The sequence below is a fragment of the Arthrobacter sp. FW305-BF8 genome (assembly GCF_021789315.1).
GTDB lineage: Bacteria > Actinomycetota > Actinomycetes > Actinomycetales > Micrococcaceae > Arthrobacter.
Genome location: NZ_CP084561.1, coordinates 4,408,448 through 4,426,194, shown reverse-complemented (window position 1 = coordinate 4,426,194; position 17,747 = coordinate 4,408,448). Strand labels below are relative to the sequence as shown.

At 67.7% G+C, this 17,747-nt stretch carries 15 protein-coding genes; 8 read left to right on the top strand and 7 right to left on the bottom strand.

Features of this window, described 5'->3' with window-relative positions; all coding sequences use genetic code 11:
• Nucleotides 1-6: 6 nt before the first annotated feature.
• Nucleotides 7-1,077, bottom strand: coding sequence for a quercetin 2,3-dioxygenase (locus LFT45_RS20155; RefSeq protein ID WP_236805341.1), 1,071 nt, complete (start codon nt 1,075-1,077; stop codon nt 7-9).
• A 265-nt stretch (nt 1,078-1,342) separates the two neighbouring features.
• On the opposite strand from LFT45_RS20155, the gene LFT45_RS20150 reads away from it, so the two are divergent.
• On the top strand, nt 1,343-1,894 hold the full coding sequence (locus LFT45_RS20150) for a hypothetical protein (RefSeq protein WP_236805340.1): 552 nt from the start codon (nt 1,343-1,345) through the stop codon (nt 1,892-1,894).
• A 254-nt stretch (nt 1,895-2,148) separates the two neighbouring features.
• Here the strand turns inward: LFT45_RS20150 and LFT45_RS20145 are convergent, their stop codons facing one another.
• A complete protein-coding gene (locus LFT45_RS20145; RefSeq protein ID WP_236805339.1) occupies nt 2,149-2,820 on the bottom strand; it encodes a GntR family transcriptional regulator in 672 nt (223 codons plus the stop codon).
• A gap of 144 nt (nt 2,821-2,964) precedes the next feature.
• On the opposite strand from LFT45_RS20145, the gene glyA reads away from it, so the two are divergent.
• From glyA to purU, 7 genes are read left to right on the top strand one after another with little or no spacing between them, the layout of a single operon-like run.
• Entirely contained in the window at nt 2,965-4,305 is a 1,341-nt protein-coding gene (glyA, locus tag LFT45_RS20140) for a serine hydroxymethyltransferase (RefSeq protein ID WP_272912726.1), read from the top strand.
• Nucleotides 4,302-5,522, top strand: a complete 1,221-nt coding sequence (locus tag LFT45_RS20135; protein WP_111904398.1) for a sarcosine oxidase subunit beta family protein — start codon at nt 4,302-4,304, stop codon at nt 5,520-5,522. The genes glyA and LFT45_RS20135 overlap by 4 nt, the downstream gene beginning before the upstream one ends.
• Nucleotides 5,523-5,549: 27 nt before the next feature.
• A complete protein-coding gene (locus LFT45_RS20130; RefSeq protein ID WP_102971526.1) occupies nt 5,550-5,921 on the top strand; it encodes a sarcosine oxidase subunit delta in 372 nt (123 codons plus the stop codon).
• The gene (locus LFT45_RS20125; RefSeq protein ID WP_236805338.1) at nt 5,918-8,869 is read left to right on the top strand and encodes a sarcosine oxidase subunit alpha family protein; all 2,952 of its coding nucleotides are present in this window, start codon (nt 5,918-5,920) and stop codon (nt 8,867-8,869) included. Before LFT45_RS20130 ends, LFT45_RS20125 begins: the two co-directional genes overlap by 4 nt.
• Nucleotides 8,862-9,497 (top strand): sarcosine oxidase subunit gamma, encoded by a 636-nt coding sequence (locus tag LFT45_RS20120; RefSeq protein WP_236805337.1) that lies wholly within the window; start codon nt 8,862-8,864, stop codon nt 9,495-9,497. The genes LFT45_RS20125 and LFT45_RS20120 overlap by 8 nt, the downstream gene beginning before the upstream one ends.
• The gene (locus tag LFT45_RS20115; protein WP_236805336.1) at nt 9,497-10,870 is read left to right on the top strand and encodes an L-serine ammonia-lyase; all 1,374 of its coding nucleotides are present in this window, start codon (nt 9,497-9,499) and stop codon (nt 10,868-10,870) included. The genes LFT45_RS20120 and LFT45_RS20115 overlap by 1 nt, the downstream gene beginning before the upstream one ends.
• Nucleotides 10,871-10,874: 4 nt before the next feature.
• On the top strand, nt 10,875-11,774 hold the full coding sequence (gene purU, locus LFT45_RS20110; protein WP_236805335.1) for a formyltetrahydrofolate deformylase: 900 nt from the start codon (nt 10,875-10,877) through the stop codon (nt 11,772-11,774).
• 211 nt (nt 11,775-11,985) lie between these two features.
• Here the strand turns inward: purU and bcp are convergent, their stop codons facing one another.
• From bcp to gcl, 5 genes are all read right to left on the bottom strand, one after another.
• Nucleotides 11,986-12,465, bottom strand: coding sequence for a thioredoxin-dependent thiol peroxidase (gene bcp, locus LFT45_RS20105; protein ID WP_236805334.1), 480 nt, complete (start codon nt 12,463-12,465; stop codon nt 11,986-11,988).
• A gap of 84 nt (nt 12,466-12,549) precedes the next feature.
• The gene (locus LFT45_RS20100; RefSeq protein ID WP_236805333.1) at nt 12,550-13,212 is read right to left on the bottom strand and encodes a winged helix-turn-helix domain-containing protein; all 663 of its coding nucleotides are present in this window, start codon (nt 13,210-13,212) and stop codon (nt 12,550-12,552) included.
• Nucleotides 13,213-13,222: 10 nt separating this feature from the next.
• On the bottom strand, nt 13,223-14,566 hold the full coding sequence (gene allB, locus LFT45_RS20095; protein ID WP_236805332.1) for an allantoinase AllB: 1,344 nt from the start codon (nt 14,564-14,566) through the stop codon (nt 13,223-13,225).
• Nucleotides 14,559-15,764, bottom strand: coding sequence for a glycerate kinase (locus LFT45_RS20090; protein ID WP_236805331.1), 1,206 nt, complete (start codon nt 15,762-15,764; stop codon nt 14,559-14,561). Before LFT45_RS20090 ends, allB begins: the two co-directional genes overlap by 8 nt.
• A 44-nt stretch (nt 15,765-15,808) precedes the next feature.
• The gene (gene gcl, locus LFT45_RS20085) at nt 15,809-17,587 is read right to left on the bottom strand and encodes a glyoxylate carboligase (protein WP_236805330.1); all 1,779 of its coding nucleotides are present in this window, start codon (nt 17,585-17,587) and stop codon (nt 15,809-15,811) included.
• Between the last annotated feature and the right edge of the window lie 160 nt (nt 17,588-17,747).

Sequence of the window (17,747 nt, the reverse complement as noted above, 5' to 3'; positions counted from 1 at the left end):
TTGCGGTTAGGAGATGTCCAGGGCCGCGCGGCGCTGGGGCGGCGGGCCGACGACGGTGAGGTCCATTTCCGCCTGGGCCCGGCCGAACCCTTCCATGTCCATGTAGGGCTCGCCGCCTTCCGTGTACATGTAGTCGTCCGTGGGCTTGTTGAAGTACTCGAAGAAGCCGTTGAAGACCGACGGCGTCAGGAAGCCGACCATCTGCGTGTTGTGGGAGTCGAACGCGAAGGAGTGGACGGTGCCCGCCGGGGCGTGCAGGAAGTCGCCCTTGGTGAGCAGGACCTCACGGCCATTGGCGTAGAGCCACATGCGGCCTTCGGTGCAAAGGAAGTTCTCGGTGTGCTCCGAGTGGAAGTGCAGCGGGATGTATGGGGACTTGGCGCCCTTCGTGTGGACGGCGAAGTAGTTCGAGCCCGTGTTCTCCGGCCGGGAAAGGTAGCTGAACATGGTCTGGTAGCTGACCAAGCGCTCGCCTTCGCCGGCACTGAGGAAGTAGGGGCTCAGCGTGGCAGGCAGCCCGGCATTCTGCTGCAGGGACGGTGCCACCCGCTCCACGTCCGGGAAGGTGATACCGAATTCGGCGCCGACTTCCGCAGCTTCCCGGGAGCTCAGCCGGTGGCCGGCGTGGACCGGCGGAACGTGCGAATCGATGGGCGTGCCGACCCGCTCGTAGTAGGCCTCGGCACCGCCGGGCGTCATCCAGTTCAGGAAGCGCGTGTAGTGGCTGGCCATCCGGTACGCGTGCGGTGTTCCCGGCGGAATCACCACAGAATCACCCGGGGTCAGGATACGGCTTTCGCCGGGAAGCCAGACATGGAGGATGCCGTCAAACACGTACAGGGTCTTGTGCTCGATCCGGTGGCTGATGAAGGGGGATTCGGCTCCCATGCCACCGGAAATGTAGGCGGCGCTGAAGATGCCGCCGGTGTCCGCGGCGCGGGCGATCACGGTCACCAGCTGCCCGTCGATTTCGTAGCGGGCACCCTCGCCGGAGGCCATGTAGTAGGGCACGGCTTCGCCGGGCAACGCATTGGCAACCGGCAGCTGCTTGTTCATTTCCTCGACGCTGAGGGTCATTGCTTCCTTCTTTCTTCGGCATGGCCGCGGGGACGTCTTTCCGGACAAGCTTGGCGGACCAGGGGGGCCAAAGTATGCCCGGATTTCATTGGTTGAAAATTTCCGTCAGTCGTACCAAGGGTCGGTTTTGCTGCCGCCAGGGTTCACAGCCTCCTGACAGTTTCCGAACAGCGGCGCCCTAAGCTGCTGCCGGATCTTTGATGAAGGGCTAGGACAGATGCCCTTCCGTTCAAAGCCGTACCGCACGGCCGATTAAGGAGACACCATGTCACGAACCAAGAGAATCACCCTCGGCATCACCGCCGGCGCCCTGGCGCTGGGCGCCGGCCTGGGGGTCACGGGAATGGCCTCAGCCGCCACCACTCCGAGCCCCAGCGCAACGTCCAGTACGACGGCGGACAGCAGCGCATCGACTGACGGCCACGGCATGCGCGGCGGCCACAAGGGCGGGGACCGCGGCCAGATCGCGGCGGACCTTGCCACCAAGCTGGGTGTTGACGAAGCGAAGGTGACCGAGGCGATCCAGGCGTTCCGCGAGGCCAACAAGCCAACGACGGCGCCGACTGAGGGCACCAAGCCTGACCACACCGCCCAGGACGCGGCAATGGCGAAGTCCCTGGCGACGGCCCTCGGCGTCGACGAATCCAAGGTCACAGCGGCGCTGACGGAAATCCGCGCCGCCGGCCAGGCGGAGCGAGCCGCAGCCTTGAAGACCAGGCTGGACGCGGCCGTCAAGGACGGCACCCTGACCCAGGCCGAAGCTGACGCGGTCACGAAGGCCGTCGAGAAGGGCGTGATCGGGGGCGGTGGCCACTAACTTCCTTTGAACACCCGATGAGGCGGGAATCCCCCGGGGAACACCCCGGGGGATTCCCCCGAAACCTGAGGAAGCGTTTGGGGGTTAAGAAGCGTGAGGTGGGACGCGGCCTCAGGTCCTGTCGCTTGATGCCGAACGCGTCCTCAGGTCCTGTCGCTTGAGGTGGGACGCGGCCTCAGGTCCTGTCGCGTGAGGTGCGACGCTTCCGCACTGATGCGACTGGTCCAGGCGGCGTAACGGCGCGGCGTCCTGTTCTACAGCACCTTGCGGATGGTCTCCTCGAAGCTCGTCACGTGATGCAGCGCGAGCTCGCCTGCCTTGTCCGCGTCCCCCTCCGCCACAGCCTTCAGCAGGTCCACGTGCTCGTTGATGTGGCCGCTCACCGAGGGGACCTTGTCCAGGACCAGGCACCAGATGCGCGTGGCCAGGTTGTCATAACGGATCAGGGTGTCCTCGAGGTGCGGGTTGGCGGCGGCACGGTAGATCAGGCGGTGCACCGTCAGGTCGTAGCGCATGAGCTCCCGCGACTGCGCGGGGGTGGGCGCCAGCTCCGAGATGGCCTTCGCGACGTCCAGGAGCTCCTCGCGCATGGCGGTGTTCGCCCGCTTGGCCGCCCGGCGCGCCGCGAGGGGCTCCAGCAGTTCCCGGATTTCGGAGACGTCGGCCAGTTCCGTGAAGTCCACGGTGGTGGCGAATGTTCCACGGCGCGGGTAGGACACCACGAGGTGGTCCACCTCCAGCCGCTTGATGGCCTCACGCACCGGCGTGCGCCCGAACCCCAGCTCAGCCGCCAGCTGGCCGTCGTTGATGGGCTCGCCCGGCCGGATGTCCAGCATGATCAGTTTGTCGCGCAGCTGCCGGTACGCAGCCTCGGCCTGGGACAGTGTTTCGTCCTCGGCGGGCGGCATGGCGGGAAGAGCATTCACAGCGGGACTCCGTTCGTGGGCTCCAAGCGGAAGCTGGTTGTCATTTTGCTCCCTGCTATTGACTCTGTTGTGAGCTCAATCATACCATTGACCTCACACTGATATATCAGTCCCAAGCTAAGTGGTATTTCATAAGGAGCATTCGTGGTTGAGCAGTTGAACGACCGACTTTCCGCAGTCGATCCCGAGATCCAGCAAGCCGTCGCCCGCGAGCTGGACCGCCAGCAGTCCACGCTGGAAATGATCGCCTCGGAGAACTTTGCTCCCGCGGCCGTCATGGAGGCGCAGGGTTCGGTCCTCACCAACAAGTACGCCGAGGGCTACCCGGGCAAGCGCTACTACGGCGGCTGCGAGCACGTCGACGTCGTTGAACAGCTGGCCATCGACCGCGTGAAGGCACTGTTCGGCGCCGAGTTCGCCAACGTCCAGCCGCACTCCGGCGCCCAGGCCAACGCCGCCGCCATGTTCGCACTGCTGAACCCGGGCGACACCATCCTCGGCCTTTCCCTGGCCCACGGCGGCCACCTCACCCACGGCATGAAGATCAACTTCTCCGGCAAGCTCTACAACGTGGTCCCGTACCACGTGCGCGAATCCGACCTCCGGGTGGACATGGCAGAGGTCGAGGCCTTGGCGCTCGAGCACAAGCCCAAGCTCATCGTGGCCGGCTGGTCCGCCTACTCCCGCCAGCTCGACTTCGCCGAGTTCCGCCGGATCGCCGACCTGGTCGGTGCCTACCTGATGGTGGACATGGCCCACTTCGCCGGCCTCGTCGCCGCAGGCCTCCACCCCAACCCGGTGCCGTACGCCGACGTCGTCACCACCACCACGCACAAGACCCTGGGCGGCCCCCGCGGCGGCGTCATCCTCGCCAAGGAGCAGTACGCCAAGAAGATCAACAGCGCCGTCTTCCCCGGCCAGCAGGGCGGCCCGCTCGAGCACGTCATCGCCGCCAAGGCCGTGGCCTTCAAGCTCGCCGCAACCGAGGGCTTCAAGGAACGCCAGGAACGCGTCCTGGAGGGCGCCAAGCTGCTCGCCGAACGCTTCCTGCAGCCCGACGTCGAAGCCGCCGGCATCACGGTGGTCAACGGCGGTACGGACGTCCACCTGGTCCTCGTTGACCTGCGGAACTCCGAACTGGACGGACAGCAGGCAGAGGACGTGCTGCACCGCATCGGCATCACCGTCAACCGCAACGCGGTCCCGTTCGACCCCCGCCCGCCGATGGTCTCCTCCGGCCTCCGGATCGGCACCCCCGCGCTGGCCACCCGCGGCTTCGGCGCCGCCGCATTCACCGAGGTCGCGGACATCATCGCCAACGCCCTCACCAGTGCGGCGGGCACCGGAACGCTCGACGACGGCACCGCCGCCGAGCTCCGCGCCCGCGTCACTGCGCTCGCCGAGCAGTTCCCCCTGTACCCCCAGCTCAGCGGCGCCAACGAGATTGCCGCCTTTGAAAACGACATGATTGGAGCAGCCCAGTGAGCACCCAGCAGCTCCCGGAGCACCCGGACTTCCTGTGGCACAACCCGGAGCCCAAGTCCTCCTATGATGCCGTGATCGTCGGCGGCGGCGGGCACGGCCTGGCCACCGCGTACTTCCTGGCCAAGAACCACGGCATGACCAACATCGCCGTCCTGGAAAAGGGCTGGCTGGCCGGCGGCAACATGGCGCGCAACACCACCATCATCCGTTCCAACTACCTCTGGGACGAGAGCGCCGCCATCTACGAGCACGCCCTGAAGCTGTGGGAGATCCTGCCCGAGGAGCTGGAATACGACTTCCTCTTCAGCCAGCGCGGCGTGATGAACCTGGCCCACACCCTGGGCGACGTGCGTGAGAGCATCCGCCGCGTGGGCGCCAACAAGCTCAACGGCGTGGACGCGGAATGGCTGGACCCGCAGCAGGTCAAGGAACTCTGCCCCATCCTGAACATCCGGGACGACATCCGCTACCCGGTCATGGGCGCCACCTACCAGCCGCGCGCCGGCATCGCCAAGCACGACCACGTAGCCTGGGCCTTCGCCCGCAAGTGCGACGAGCTGGGCGTGGACATCATCCAGAACTGCGAAGTCACCGGCTTCGTCAAGGACGGCAACCGCGTGGTGGGCGTCAAGACCAACCGCGGCACCATCAACACTGAGAAGGTGGGCCTCTGCGCCGCCGGGCACAGCTCGGTCCTGGCCGAGATGGCCGGCTTCCGGCTCCCCATCCAGTCCCACCCGCTGCAGGCACTGGTCTCCGAGCTGCACGAGCCCGTCCACCCGACGGTGGTCATGTCCAACCACGTCCACGTGTACGTCTCCCAGGCACACAAGGGCGAACTGGTCATGGGCGCCGGCGTCGACTCGTACAACGGCTACGGCCAGCGCGGCTCCTTCCACGTGATCGAGCACCAGATGGCGGCCGCCGTCGAGCTGTTCCCGATCTTTGCCCGGGCACACGTTCTCCGGACCTGGGGCGGCATCGTGGACACCACGCTGGATGCCTCGCCGATCGTGGGCACCACCCCGGTGGACAACATGTTCGTCAACTGCGGCTGGGGAACCGGCGGCTTCAAGGGCACGCCGGCCGCCGGCCTGACCTTCGCGCACACCATCGCCACCGGCGCACCGCACAAGCTGAACAAGCCTTTCGCCTTGGAACGCTTCGAAACCGGTGCCCTGATCGACGAACACGGCGCTGCCGCCGTCGCCCACTAGCCACGGTCCACAAGAAAGAAGACGCACATGCTGCTTATCTCCTGCCCCAACTGCGGCTCGCGGGACGAAACCGAGTTCCACTACGGCGGCCAGGCCCACGTGCCGTACCCCGAGAACCCCAACGACCTCACCGACCGGGAATGGGCCGAGTACCTGTTCTACCGCGAGAACACCAAGGGCACCTTCGCCGAGCGGTGGGTGCACAGCACCGGCTGCCGGCAGTGGTTCAACATGCTCCGCGACACGGTCACGTATGACATCCAGGCCGTCTACCCGATGGGGGTGCCGCGGCCCGCCGCGCCCTTCCCCCCGGCAGCTGACACCGGCACCGCAAGCACCGGCGCCGCCAGCACCACCCCCCTCAGCCCCAGCACCGCCCCGGAAGGAGCGACCAAGTGACCTCCCAGAACGCGCGCCTCAGCAGCGGCGGCCGCATCGACCGCAGCATCTCCTGGCGCTTCACCGTGGACGGCGAGGAATTCACCGGACACCCGGGCGACACCCTGGCCTCCGCACTGCTGGCCAACGGCCGCGTCGCCGCCGGCAACTCCCTGTACGAGGACCGCGCCCGCGGCATCCTGGCCGCCGGCGTGGAAGAACCCAACGCCCTGGTCCGCATCGAGGCCCGGTTCCCCGGCGACGTTGCCGAGTCCATGCTCCCCGCCACCACCGTTTCCCTGGTGGACGGCCTGAAGGCCGGCTTCCTGAACGGCCTGGGCAAGCTGGACCCGGCGGACGACCGCGCCGAGTACGACAAGAAGTACGTCCACGCCGACATCCTGGTGATCGGCGGCGGCCCCGCCGGCCTGGCCGCTGCCCGCGAAGCTGTCCGCAGCGGCGCCCGCGTCATCCTCATGGACGACCAGCCCGAACTCGGCGGGTCGCTGCTGTCCGGGTCGACCGCCCCCGACCTGGCGGAAACCATCGAGGGCAAGCCCGCCCTCGAATGGGTCGCCGACGTCGAGGCCGAGCTGGTTTCCGGCGCCGAAAGCACCGTGCTGAACCGCACCACCGCCTTCGGTGCCTACGACGCCAACTACGTCATCGCGGTCCAGAACCGCACCGACCACCTCACCAGCCCGGCCGCAGCAGGCGTCTCCCGCCAGCGTATTTGGCACATCCGCGCCAGCCAGGTTGTCCTGGCCCCCGGCGCCCACGAGCGTCCGCTGGTGTTCGAGAACAACGACCGCCCGGGCATCATGCTCGCCTCGGCCGTCCGCAGCTACCTGAACCGCTACGCCGTGGCCGCCGGGCAGCGCGTGGTCATCAGCACCACCAACGACAGCGCCTACGCCCTGGCCTCGGACCTGGTCGCCGCCGGCGTCAAGGTCGCCGCCGTCGTCGACGCCCGTCCCGCCCTCACGCCGGTGGCTGCCGCCGCCGCCGAAGCCGGCACCCGGGTGCTGATCGGCAGCGCGGTTGCCAACACCTCCTCCTCGGAGGACGCAGCAGACGGCCGGCTGAACAGCGTCACCGTCCGCAGCATCAACGACGACGGCGAACTCACCTCGGGCATCGAAGAGATCGCCGCCGACCTGCTGGCTGTCTCCGGCGGCTGGAGCCCGCTGGTGCACCTGCACTCACAGCGCCAGGGCAAGCTGCGCTGGGACGAGGACCTGGCAGCCTTCGTGCCGGCCACCGTGGTCCCGAACCAGCAGACCATCGGCTCCGGCCGCGGCAGCTTCGAACTGGCTGACTGCCTGGCCGAGGGCATCTCGGCCGGTGCGGCCGCCGCGATTGCCGCCGGCTTCGAGTCCGCCGTCGAGCCGTCCACCCTGGCGGAGCCGAAGGCATCCGCCCCGACCCGCCAGCTCTGGCTGGTCCCCGGCCAGACCGGAACCCCGGACGACTGGCACCACCACTTCGTGGACTTCCAGCGTGACCAGTCCGTGGCCGACGTCCTGCGCTCCACCGGCGCAGGCATGCGGTCCGTCGAGCACGTCAAGCGCTACACCTCCATCAGCACCGCCAACGACCAGGGCAAGACGTCCGGCGTGAACGCCATCGGCGTCATCGCCGCGGCGCTCCGCCAGGCCGGCGAGGCCTCCCGGGGCATCGGCGACATCGGCACCACCACCTACCGTGCACCGTTCACGCCGGTGGCCTTCGCGGCACTGGCCGGACGCCAGCGCGGCGAGCTGTTCGACCCCGCCCGCGTCACCTCTATCCACCCGTGGCACGTTGCCCAGGGCGCCCTGTTCGAGGACGTCGGGCAGTGGAAGCGTCCCTGGTACTACCCGCAGAACGGCGAGGACATGGACGAGGCAGTGCTTCGCGAGTGCGCCGCCGTCCGTGATTCCGTGGGCTTCATGGACGCCACCACCCTCGGCAAGATCGAGATCCGCGGCAAGGACGCCGGTGAGTTCCTGAACCGGATCTACACCAACGCGTTCAAGAAGCTCAAGCCGGGTTCCGCCCGCTACGGCGTCATGTGCCTCTCGGACGGCATGATCTTCGACGACGGCGTGACCCTGCGCCTGGACGAGGAAACCTTCTTCATGACCACCACCACCGGCGGCGCCGCCAAGGTGCTGGACTGGCTGGAGGAATGGCTGCAGACCGAATGGCCGGAACTCGACGTGCACTGCACCTCGGTGACCGAACAGTGGAGCACGATCGCCGTCGTCGGGCCCAAATCCCGCGACGTCATCGCCAAGGTTGCCCCGGAACTGGCCGCCAACGGCGGACTGGACGCCGAGGTGTTCCCGTTCATGACCTTCCGCGAAACCACCCTCGCGTCCGGCGTGAAGGCGCGCATCTGCCGGATCTCGTTCTCCGGTGAACTGGCCTACGAAATCAACGTGCCGTCCTGGTACGGGCTGAACACCTGGGAATCCGTGGCCGCGGCCGGTGCCGAATTCAACATCACCCCATACGGCACCGAAACCATGCACGTGCTGCGCGCCGAGAAGGGCTACCCGATCGTCGGGCAGGACACCGACGGCACCGTCACCCCGCAGGACGCCGGCATGGAATGGATCGTCTCCAAGGCCAAGGACTTCATCGGCAAGCGCTCCTACTCCCGCATCGACCAGCACCGCGATGACCGCAAGCACCTGGTCAGCGTCCTGCCGGTGGACGGCTCGCTGAGGCTGCCGGAAGGAACCCAGCTGATCGAGAAGGGCATCCCGGCGAACCCCGCCTACGGCCCGGTCCCGATGCAGGGCTTCGTGACCTCCAGCTACCACAGTGCCGCCCTCGGCCGCTCGTTCGGCCTGGCCCTGATCAAGAACGGCCGCAACCGGATCGGCGAGACACTGGTGGCCGCGGCCGGCAACCAGCTCGTCGACGTAGTCGTGGCAGAAACCGTACTGTTTGACCCCGAAGGGACCCGCAAAGATGGCTAACACCGCAGCCTTCACAGGCATCAATGGACTCCGGGAAATCCGCCGCAGCCCGGCCTCCCACCTGGCCGAAGCATTCGACGCCGGGTCCGTGCAGGGAACACTCACCCTCAACGAGGGCCCGTTCCAGACCATGGCCGGTGTCCGCGTGGACCCCAACTCCGAGGCCGGCACCCGGATCGGCTCCGTCACCGGCGGCCTGCCGGTGCGCTGCGGCGAAGTCCGCGGCACGGACCGGCTCAGCGTTCTGTGGCTCGGCCCGCAGGAGTTCCTGGTCGTGGCGCCGGAAGACGCCCACGACTCCCTGGGCGGGGACCTGATCGGCTCCCTCACGTCCGCCCTGGGCGACGGCGCCGGGCAGGTGGTGGACCTGTCCGCCAACCGCACCACGTTCGAGCTGTCCGGACCGCAGGCCCGGGCAGTGCTGGAAAAGGGCTGCGCCCTGGACCTGCACCCGCGCGTCCTCAAGCCGGGCACCGCCCTGAACACCGAGGTCGGCAACATCCCGGTGGTCCTGTTCAAGACCGGGGAGGAAAGCTACCGGCTGTTCCCCCGCGCCTCGTTCGCTGACTACCTGGGCCGCTGGCTGCTGGACGCCATGAGGGAGTTCGCTTCCCCCGAGGTGCCCTAATGGCGCTTAGCGCCCTGGACCTGTTTTCCGTTGGCATCGGGCCGTCGTCTTCACACACGGTCGGCCCGATGCGGGCGGCGAAGCAGTTCGCCGACGGGCTCAAGGGCGGCGGGCTGCTGAGCGCCACCACCCGGGTCCAGGCGGAGCTGTTCGGGTCGCTCGGTGCCACCGGGCGGGGCCACGGCTCCGACAAGGCCGTGGTGCTGGGCCTGCAGGGCCTTGATCCGGAAACAGTGGACACCTCAACCGCCGACGACCAGGTGGCAGCCGCCGCGCTGGACGCCGAACTGCGGATCGGCGGGGACCACCGGGTGGACTTCAACTGGGACGAGGACGTGGTGCTGCACCGGCGCAAGTCGCTGCCGGCCCACCCCAACGGCATGACGTTCCGCGCCCTGGATCACGCCGGCTCGGTGCTGAGCGAGCGCAGTTTCTACTCGATCGGCGGCGGCTTCGTCGTTGACGGTGATGCCGACGCCGGCGCCAAGGTGGTGGCGGACGAGACCCCGCTGCCGTACCCCTTCACCACGGCCAATGAGCTCCTGGAGATCTGCAGCCGCGAAAACATGTCGATCTCGGACGTGATGCTCGCCAATGAACTGGTGTGGCGCAGCGAGGCGGAGCTCCGGGAGGAGCTGCTGAAGCTGTGGGCCGTCATGCAAGAATGCGTGGACAACGGCTGCGCCGCGGAAGGCATCCTGCCCGGCGGGCTGAACGTGAGGCGGCGGGCGCCGCAGCTGTACCAGACGCTGACGGCGGACACTGGTGTGACGGATCCGCTCCGGGCCATGGAGTGGGTGAACCTCTTCGCGCTGGCGGTCAACGAGGAGAACGCGGCCGGCGGCCGCATCGTCACCGCCCCCACCAACGGGGCGGCGGGAATCGTGCCGGCGGTCCTGCACTACTACGTGAAGTTTGTTCCGGGGGCCGACGACGACGGTGTGGTCCGCTTCCTGCTGGCGGCAGCCGCCGTCGGGATTCTTTTCAAGATCAACGCCTCCATCTCCGGTGCCGAGGTGGGCTGCCAGGGCGAGGTGGGCTCGGCCTGCTCCATGGCAGCCGCCGGGCTCTGCGAGGTGCTGGGCGGCACGCCTGAGCAGGTGGAGAACGCCGCAGAGGTGGGGATCGAACACAACCTCGGGCTTACCTGCGACCCCGTGGGCGGCCTGGTGCAGATCCCGTGCATCGAGCGGAACGCCATCGCCAGCGTCAAGGCCATCAACGCGGCGCGCCTTTCCCTGCACGGGGACGGCAGCCACAAGGTGTCGCTGGACAAGGCCATCAAGACCATGCGCGAAACCGGCGCCGACATGAAAACCAAGTACAAGGAAACCTCTCGAGGAGGCCTCGCCGTGAATGTGATTGAGTGCTGAAACCATGACTGCTATCCAGACTGAGAACCGCGCCTCCGAACAGGCGAACAGCGGCGTCGAGCACGTCCTGACCCTCGACTGCCCCGAAGGCCCGGGCATCGTGCACGCCGTTTCCGGCTTCCTGCTGGAGTACGGCTGCGACATCATCGACAACAAGCAGTTCGGCGACCGGTCCGAAGGCCACTTCTTCATGCGAGTGCACTTCGCGTCCGACGGCAACGAAGCCACGCTGGAGCAGCTGCGCGCCGGCTTTGCCCCGGTGGCCGAGAAGTACAACATGAAGTGGCGGCTGGAGCGGAACGGGTCCCGCCGCAAGGTCCTGATCATGGTCTCGAAGTTCGGCCACTGCCTCAACGACCTGCTCTTCAGGGCCCGGGTGGGGGAGCTCCCCATCGAGGTTGTGGGCGTGGTGTCCAACCACACCGACCACCAGACCCTTGTGGAGTGGCACGACATCCCCTTCTTCCACGTCCCTGTCACGGCGGCCACCAAGCCGCAGGCGGAGGCGCGGCTGCTGGAAATCGTGGACGAGCTCGACGTCGAGCTGGTGGTGCTGGCCCGCTACATGCAGGTCCTCAGCGACGACCTCGCACGGAAGCTGGACGGCAAGGCAATCAACATCCACCATTCGTTCCTGCCGTCGTTCAAGGGCGCCAAGCCGTACCACCAGGCCTATGCCCGCGGCGTGAAGACCGTGGGCGCCACCGCGCACTACGTCAACGCGGAGCTCGATGAGGGCCCGATCATCGCGCAGCAGGTGGTGGAGGTGGACCACACCTTCGGTCCCGAGGACCTGGTCGCCGCCGGGCGCGACACCGAGTGCAAGGCGCTCAGCAACGCCGTCCGCTGGCACTGCGAAGGCCGAATCATCCTGAACGGCAACCGCACCGTGGTCCTGAAATGATCCTGGTCCTGAACTAGGACCCTTCCTCACATCCCGTCGCTTCAGACAGGACCCTTCCTCAAATCTTGCCGCTTAACCCGAAACGCTCCTGCAGTTGATGCAGGAGCGTTTCGTTTTAAGCGACCAAAGTTGAGGACGCGTCTGGGATTAGGCGACCAAAGGTGAGGACGCGTTTGGGGTGAAGCGACGAAAGGTGAGGACGCGTCTGGGGCTAGACGCCGAGCTGTTCGCGGAGCGCCTGGACGTGGCCCTGCGCCTTGACCTGGTACTGGGCCAGGGTGACCTTGCCTTCGGGATCCAGGACCACGGTGGAGCGGACGATGCCCTCGTGGACTTCGCCGTCGATGAGTTTCTCGCCCCAGGCACCGTAGGCCAGGGCCACGGCATGGTCCTCGTCGGCCAGCAGCGGGAAGGTGAGATCGAAGTCGCCCGTGAAGTTGGCCAGCTTCTCCGGGGCGTCGGGGGAGATGCCCAGCACCGCGTAGCCGGAGCCCTGGAACGAGGCCAGGTTGTCGCGGAAGTCGCAGGCCTCGGTAGTGCAGCCGGGGGTGGCCGCTTCCGGGTAGAAGTACACGATGACGTTCTTGCCGCGGTAGTCGGCCAGCGCGGTCTGCTTGCCTTCCGCGTCCTGCAGGGTGAAGTCGGGCGCCTGGGTTCCGGGCTGGAGCTTGGTGGTCAGTTTGGGGCTCATGGCATTCCTTCTGATGGATCTGGGTCGAGCGAAAAATCTGGTCAAGCACATTGACTGATCGGACTGATATGGATAACAGCAGCCCTAGATACTGTATTCCGCCGGGCCGCGCACGGTTGCTGCGGGTCCGCAGATGAAGCGGTAGCCGCCGCCGCGGACCGTGGCGATCGCGTGCCGGCCGCCGCGCAGCTTCCGCCGCACCCGCCCCACGTAGACGTCGATGGAGCGGGTCGCGGCGCCGGGGCTGTCGAACGACTCCAGGAACAGCCGCAGCTCCTCCCTGTCGACGGTCCGCGAGCAGTGCTCCACGAGGTAGCGCAGCAGCTTGAACTCGACGCCGGTCAGCGGCACCCGCTCGCCGTCGAGCAGCACTTCGGACCGGGAAAGGTCCACGGCCACCCGGCTGACGTGCCCGGCCGACGGCGGGAGGTGCGGTGCGCCGTCGTCGTCCGTTTCCGGGGAGTCCTCCGGAACGGACGACGACGGCTCCCGGGTTCCGCTGCCAGCCGCACCCTCCCCTGGGGCGCCGGCAGCGGAGGTTGCAGCTCCGGCGGCGGGCCAGACATGGACTTCCGCCTCCGGAGCAAACTTCAGGGCGCGTGCCAGCAGCAGTTCCGCCGCACGCGCCAGGACCGTTACATCGATGTCCTCGTCATCCGGGGTTACCCAGACGGCAAGCCCGTGGGCCTTGAGCGCGGGGCCCGTCTGCGCACCTGTGCCGCGCGGTGAATGGGCATGCACAGCCACCGCACGGTCCTCAGATGCCGCCGCGGCGGATCAGCTTGCCGCCGGGGGTCTGGCCGTCCACTACGTTGCCGCGCAGGTACGTGCGGCGGACCACGCCGGAGAGTGCCTTGCCGTCGTACGGGGTGATGGGGTTCTTGTGCTTGAGCTTGGACACGTCCACCACGAAGGCCTCGTCCTGTGCGAAGACGGAGAAGTCGGCGTCGTACCCCAGGGCCAGCTGGCCCTTGTTGGACAGACGGGCCAAGGACGCAGGCTTCTCGGCCATCCACGACACCACCTGCTCCAGCGGGATGCCGCGGTGCCGAGCCTCGGTCCAGATCAGGGACAGGCCCAGCTGCAGCGAGGAGACGCCGCCCCAGGCCACGGCGAAGTCACCGTTTTCCAGGTCCTTCAGATCCAGTGTGGACGGCGAGTGGTCGGAGACGATGCAGTCGATGGTGCCGTCCTGCAGGCCCTGCCAGAGGAGCTCGCGGTTGGAGGCCTCCCGGATGGGCGGGCAGCACTTGTACGCGGTGGCGCCGTCGGGGATTTCCTCGGCCATCAGCGTGAGGTAGTGCGGGCAGGTTTCCACGGTGAGGTGCACGCCGTCGCGCTTTGCCGACGCGATCATGGGCAGCGCGTCCGACGACGAGAGGTGCAGGATGTGGGCGCGGGCGCCGGTCCAGCGGGCGCGCTCGATCACCTCGGCGATGGCCTTGTTCTCGGCGCCGCGGGGGCGGGAGGCCAGGAAGGTGGAGTAGTGGGCGCCGCCGGGGTGCGGTGCGTGGTCGATCGCATGCGAGTCCTCGGCGTGGACGATCATGAGGGAGTCGAAGGACTTCAGCTCGCGCATGTCCTCCTCCATCTCGTCCGCCTCCAGGTGCGGGAACTCGTCCACGCCGGAGTGCAGCAGGAAGCACTTGAAGCCGAAGACGCCCTCGTCGTGCAGCGGGCGCAGGTCGGCCTTGTTGCCGGGGATGGCGCCGCCCCAGAATCCGACGTCCACGAAGGCCTGGTCCTCGGCCACCTCGCGCTTGAGCTTGAGGCCGTCCACGTTGGTGGTGGGCGGGATGGAGTTCAGTGGCATGTCGATGATGGTGGTGACGCCGCCGGCCGCGGCGGCGCGGGTGGCGGAGGCGAAGCCCTCCCACTCGGTACGGCCGGGCTCGTTGACGTGGACGTGGGTGTCCACGAGGCCCGGGATCAGGGTTTCGTCGTCGGCGAGTTCGATGACCTCGGCGCCGGCGAGCCCGTTGCCGAGCGGTTCCAAGGCAACGATCTTGCCGCCGCGCACGCCCACTTCACGGGCTGCGATCCCGGCGGTGGTGAGGATGCGCCGGCCCCGGATGACCAGGTCAAAGCGTTCTTCAGACATTCAGGGGCTCCTTCGTGTAAGCACTGTGGGTCAGGTCCGCGCCGATGTGCTGACCCAATTCTTCAAGCAGTCGGCCTGCTTCAGCTATACATATCTCTACATTGCTTTCCAGCGCCGTCAGAGGGTAGACCTTCCGGAAACCTGAACTCTCCTGCTGTTCCTGCGAAAGGGTGGTCCGGCCGCAGACGGCGAGAACCGGCACGCCGGCTTCGGCGGCTGCCCGGGCCACGCCCATGGGCGTCTTGCCGAGCAGGCTCTGTTCGTCGAGGCTGCCTTCGCCGGTGATCACCAGGTCCGCTCCGGCCAGCCGCTCTGCCAGCCGGGTGAATTCAAGCACGACGTCGATGCCCGGGCGGCGTGATGCCGCCAGTGCCGCGATGGCGGCATAGCCGACGCCGCCGGCCGCTCCGGCACCCGGTGCGTTGGCGGCCTTGACCGCGCGCGGCCCGATCTCCGCGGCGAGTACCTGGACAAAGTTGGCCAGTGCAGCGTCCAGCTCGCCGACGTCGGCGGCGGTGGCGCCCTTCTGCGGCCCGAAGATGGCCGCCGCGCCTTCCGGCCCGAGCAGCGGGTTGTCCACGTCGCTCGCCAGGATGAAGCGGGACTCCTCCAGCCGGGTGTCGAAGCCGGAGAAGTCGATGGAGGCGAGGTGCGCCAGGGCGGCGCCGCCGACGGGCAGTTCGTTGCCGTTGGCGTCGAGCATCCGGGCGCCGAGTCCCTGCAGGACGCCCGCGCCGCCGTCGGTGTTGGCGCTGCCGCCAACGCCCAGGATGATGTGCCGGCAGCCGGCGTCGAGCGCCGCGCGGATCAGTTCACCGGTTCCCACGCTGCTGGCGGTGCGGGCGGTTGCGGAACCGGGCCGCCCGCCGTCGTAATTCGGCAAAACCGCGAGGCCGGACGCCGCGGCCATTTCGATCACGGCCTCCCGGCCGCGGACCGCGAACTCCGCCGTCAACGGCTGCCCGGTGGGGCCGCTGACCACGGCGCTCCGGCGGATGAAGCCGGAGCCGACGGCGGCGTCGAGGGTGCCCTCGCCGCCGTCGGCCACGGGAATCCGCAGTACCTCAAGGGTGCCCTCTTGTCCAAGGGTGCCGGGGCGGTCCGCTGTGGCGGAACGCAGCCCGGTTTCAAGGTGCCGGGCGACGTCCGGGGCGGAGAGTGAGCCCTTGAACTTGTCCGGCGCGATCACGATGCGCATTGCTTGCCTATCTTCGGTACGGTGCCTGCCAGTCCTGCAGGTTGTTAGTCCTGCAGGGCCAGGATGGCGGTGGGGGCGTCGGCGGCGGTGGCGGCCAGCTCCTCGAACTCGTTCACGGCGTTGATCTCCAGGCCCATGGAGATGTTGGTGACCTTTTCCAGGATCACTTCAACCACCACCGGAACCTGGAATTCGCCCATGAGGGCCTTGGCCTTGTCGAACGCGGCCGGCATGTCCTCCGGGCTGGTCACCCGGATGGCCTTGCAGCCCAGGCCCTCGGCCACCTTGATGTGGTCCACGCCGTAGCCCTCGGTCTCGGGGGAGTTGATGTTGTCGAAGCCCAGGGACACGTTCTGCTCCATGTTGAACCCGCGCTGGGACTGGCGGATCAGGCCCAGGTAGGAGTTGTTCACCACCACGTGGATGTACGGCAGGTTGAACTGCGCGCCCACGGCCAGTTCCTCGATCATGAACTGGAAGTCGTAGTCGCCGGACAGCGCCACCACGGTCTCGCCCGGCTTGCCGCGAACCACGCCGAGGGCGGCCGGGGCGGTCCAGCCCAGCGGGCCTGCCTGGCCGGCGTTGATCCACCTGCGGGCGCCGAACACGTGCAGCATCTGGGCGCCGGCGATCTGGGACAGGCCGATGGTGGACACGTAGGTGGTGTCCTTGCCGAACGCCTTGTTCATCTCCTCGTACACGCGCTGCGGCTTGATCGGCACGTTGTCGAAGTGGGTCTTGCGGTGCAGGGTGGCCTTGCGCCCGGCGCACTCGGCAACCCAGCCCTTGTAGTCCGGGAGGGTTCCGGCGGCTTGGCGTTCGCGGGCCAGTTCCAGCAAGCCGTCCACGGCTGCGCCCGCGTCCGAGGCGATGCCGAAGTCCGGGGAGAACACGCGGCCGATCTGGGTGGGCTCGATGTCGATGTGCACGAACGTGCGGCCGGCGGTGTACGTGTCCAGCCCGCCGGTGTGGCGGTTGGCCCAGCGGTTGCCGATGCCGATCACGAAGTCGCTGCGCAGGAAGTTCTCGTTGCCATAGCGGTGGGAGGTCTGCAGGCCCACCATGCCGGCCATCAGCTCGTGGTCGTCCGGGATGGCGCCCCAGCCCATCAGTGTGGGGATGACGGGAACATTCAGCAGCTCGGCCAGTTCCACCAGCTGCGCGGAGGCGCCGGCGTTGATGATGCCGCCGCCGGCCACGATCAGCGGGCGCGCACCCGCGGTCAGCATGTCCAGTGCCTTTTCCAGCTGCTTGCGGGAGGCCTTGGGCTTTTCAACGGGAAGCGGCTCGTAGGTGTCGATGTCGAATTCGATCTCGGCCATCTGCACGTCGATCGGCAGGTCCAGCAGGACCGGGCCGGGGCGGCCGGAACGCATCAGCTGGAAGGCCTTCTGGAACGCGCCGGGAACCTGGCCGGGCTCCAGGATGGTCATGGCCATCTTGGTGACGGGCTTGGCGATGGACTCGATGTCCACGGCCTGGAAGTCTTCCTTGTGCAGCTTGGCAACGGGGGCCTGGCCGGTGATGCAGAGCATGGGGATGGAGTCTGCCCATGCGGCGTAGAGGCCGGTGATCATGTCGGTGCCGGCGGGGCCGGAGGTGCCGATGCAGATGCCGATGTTGCCGTCTGCTGCGCGGGAGTAGCCGTCGGCCATGTGGCTGGCGCCTTCAACGTGCCGGGCCAGCGTGTGGCGGATGCCGCCGTGGGCCCGCATGGCGGAGTAGAACGGGTTGATCGCCGCACCCGGCAGGCCGAACGCCTCGGTGGCGCCCTCCTTTTCCAGGATGGCGATGGCAGCGTCTACGGTGCGCATCTTGGTCATGGTGTGCTCCTAAAAAGTCTGTGTTTTGCCCGGTTCGGGGCGGATTTTGGGTGTGCTGGGGGAGCCGCCGTCGTTGAAGTACGACGGCGGTTCTCGAGTCCTGCTGTTGGTGGGAGTTTTTGTCCAGATAATGGCCGCTAAAGGGCCTTAAGGGCCGATT

Bases quoted from the DNA above. Each gene is read 5' to 3' on its own strand.
- LFT45_RS20155 (WP_236805341.1), bottom strand. From the start codon at position 1,077: ATGACCCTCAGCGTCGAGGAAATGAACAAGCAGCTGCCGGTTGCCAAT.
- LFT45_RS20150 (WP_236805340.1), top strand. From the start codon at position 1,343: ATGTCACGAACCAAGAGAATCACCCTCGGCATCACCGCCGGCGCCCTG.
- LFT45_RS20130 (WP_102971526.1), top strand. From the start codon at position 5,550: ATGCTGCTTATCTCCTGCCCCAACTGCGGCTCGCGGGACGAAACCGAG.
- LFT45_RS20120 (WP_236805337.1), top strand. From the start codon at position 8,862: ATGGCTAACACCGCAGCCTTCACAGGCATCAATGGACTCCGGGAAATC.
- LFT45_RS20115 (WP_236805336.1), top strand. From the start codon at position 9,497: ATGGCGCTTAGCGCCCTGGACCTGTTTTCCGTTGGCATCGGGCCGTCG.
- purU (WP_236805335.1), top strand. From the start codon at position 10,875: ATGACTGCTATCCAGACTGAGAACCGCGCCTCCGAACAGGCGAACAGC.
- bcp (WP_236805334.1), bottom strand. From the start codon at position 12,465: ATGAGCCCCAAACTGACCACCAAGCTCCAGCCCGGAACCCAGGCGCCC.
- allB (WP_236805332.1), bottom strand. From the start codon at position 14,566: ATGTCTGAAGAACGCTTTGACCTGGTCATCCGGGGCCGGCGCATCCTC.
- LFT45_RS20090 (WP_236805331.1), bottom strand. From the start codon at position 15,764: ATGCGCATCGTGATCGCGCCGGACAAGTTCAAGGGCTCACTCTCCGCC.
- gcl (WP_236805330.1), bottom strand. From the start codon at position 17,587: ATGACCAAGATGCGCACCGTAGACGCTGCCATCGCCATCCTGGAAAAG.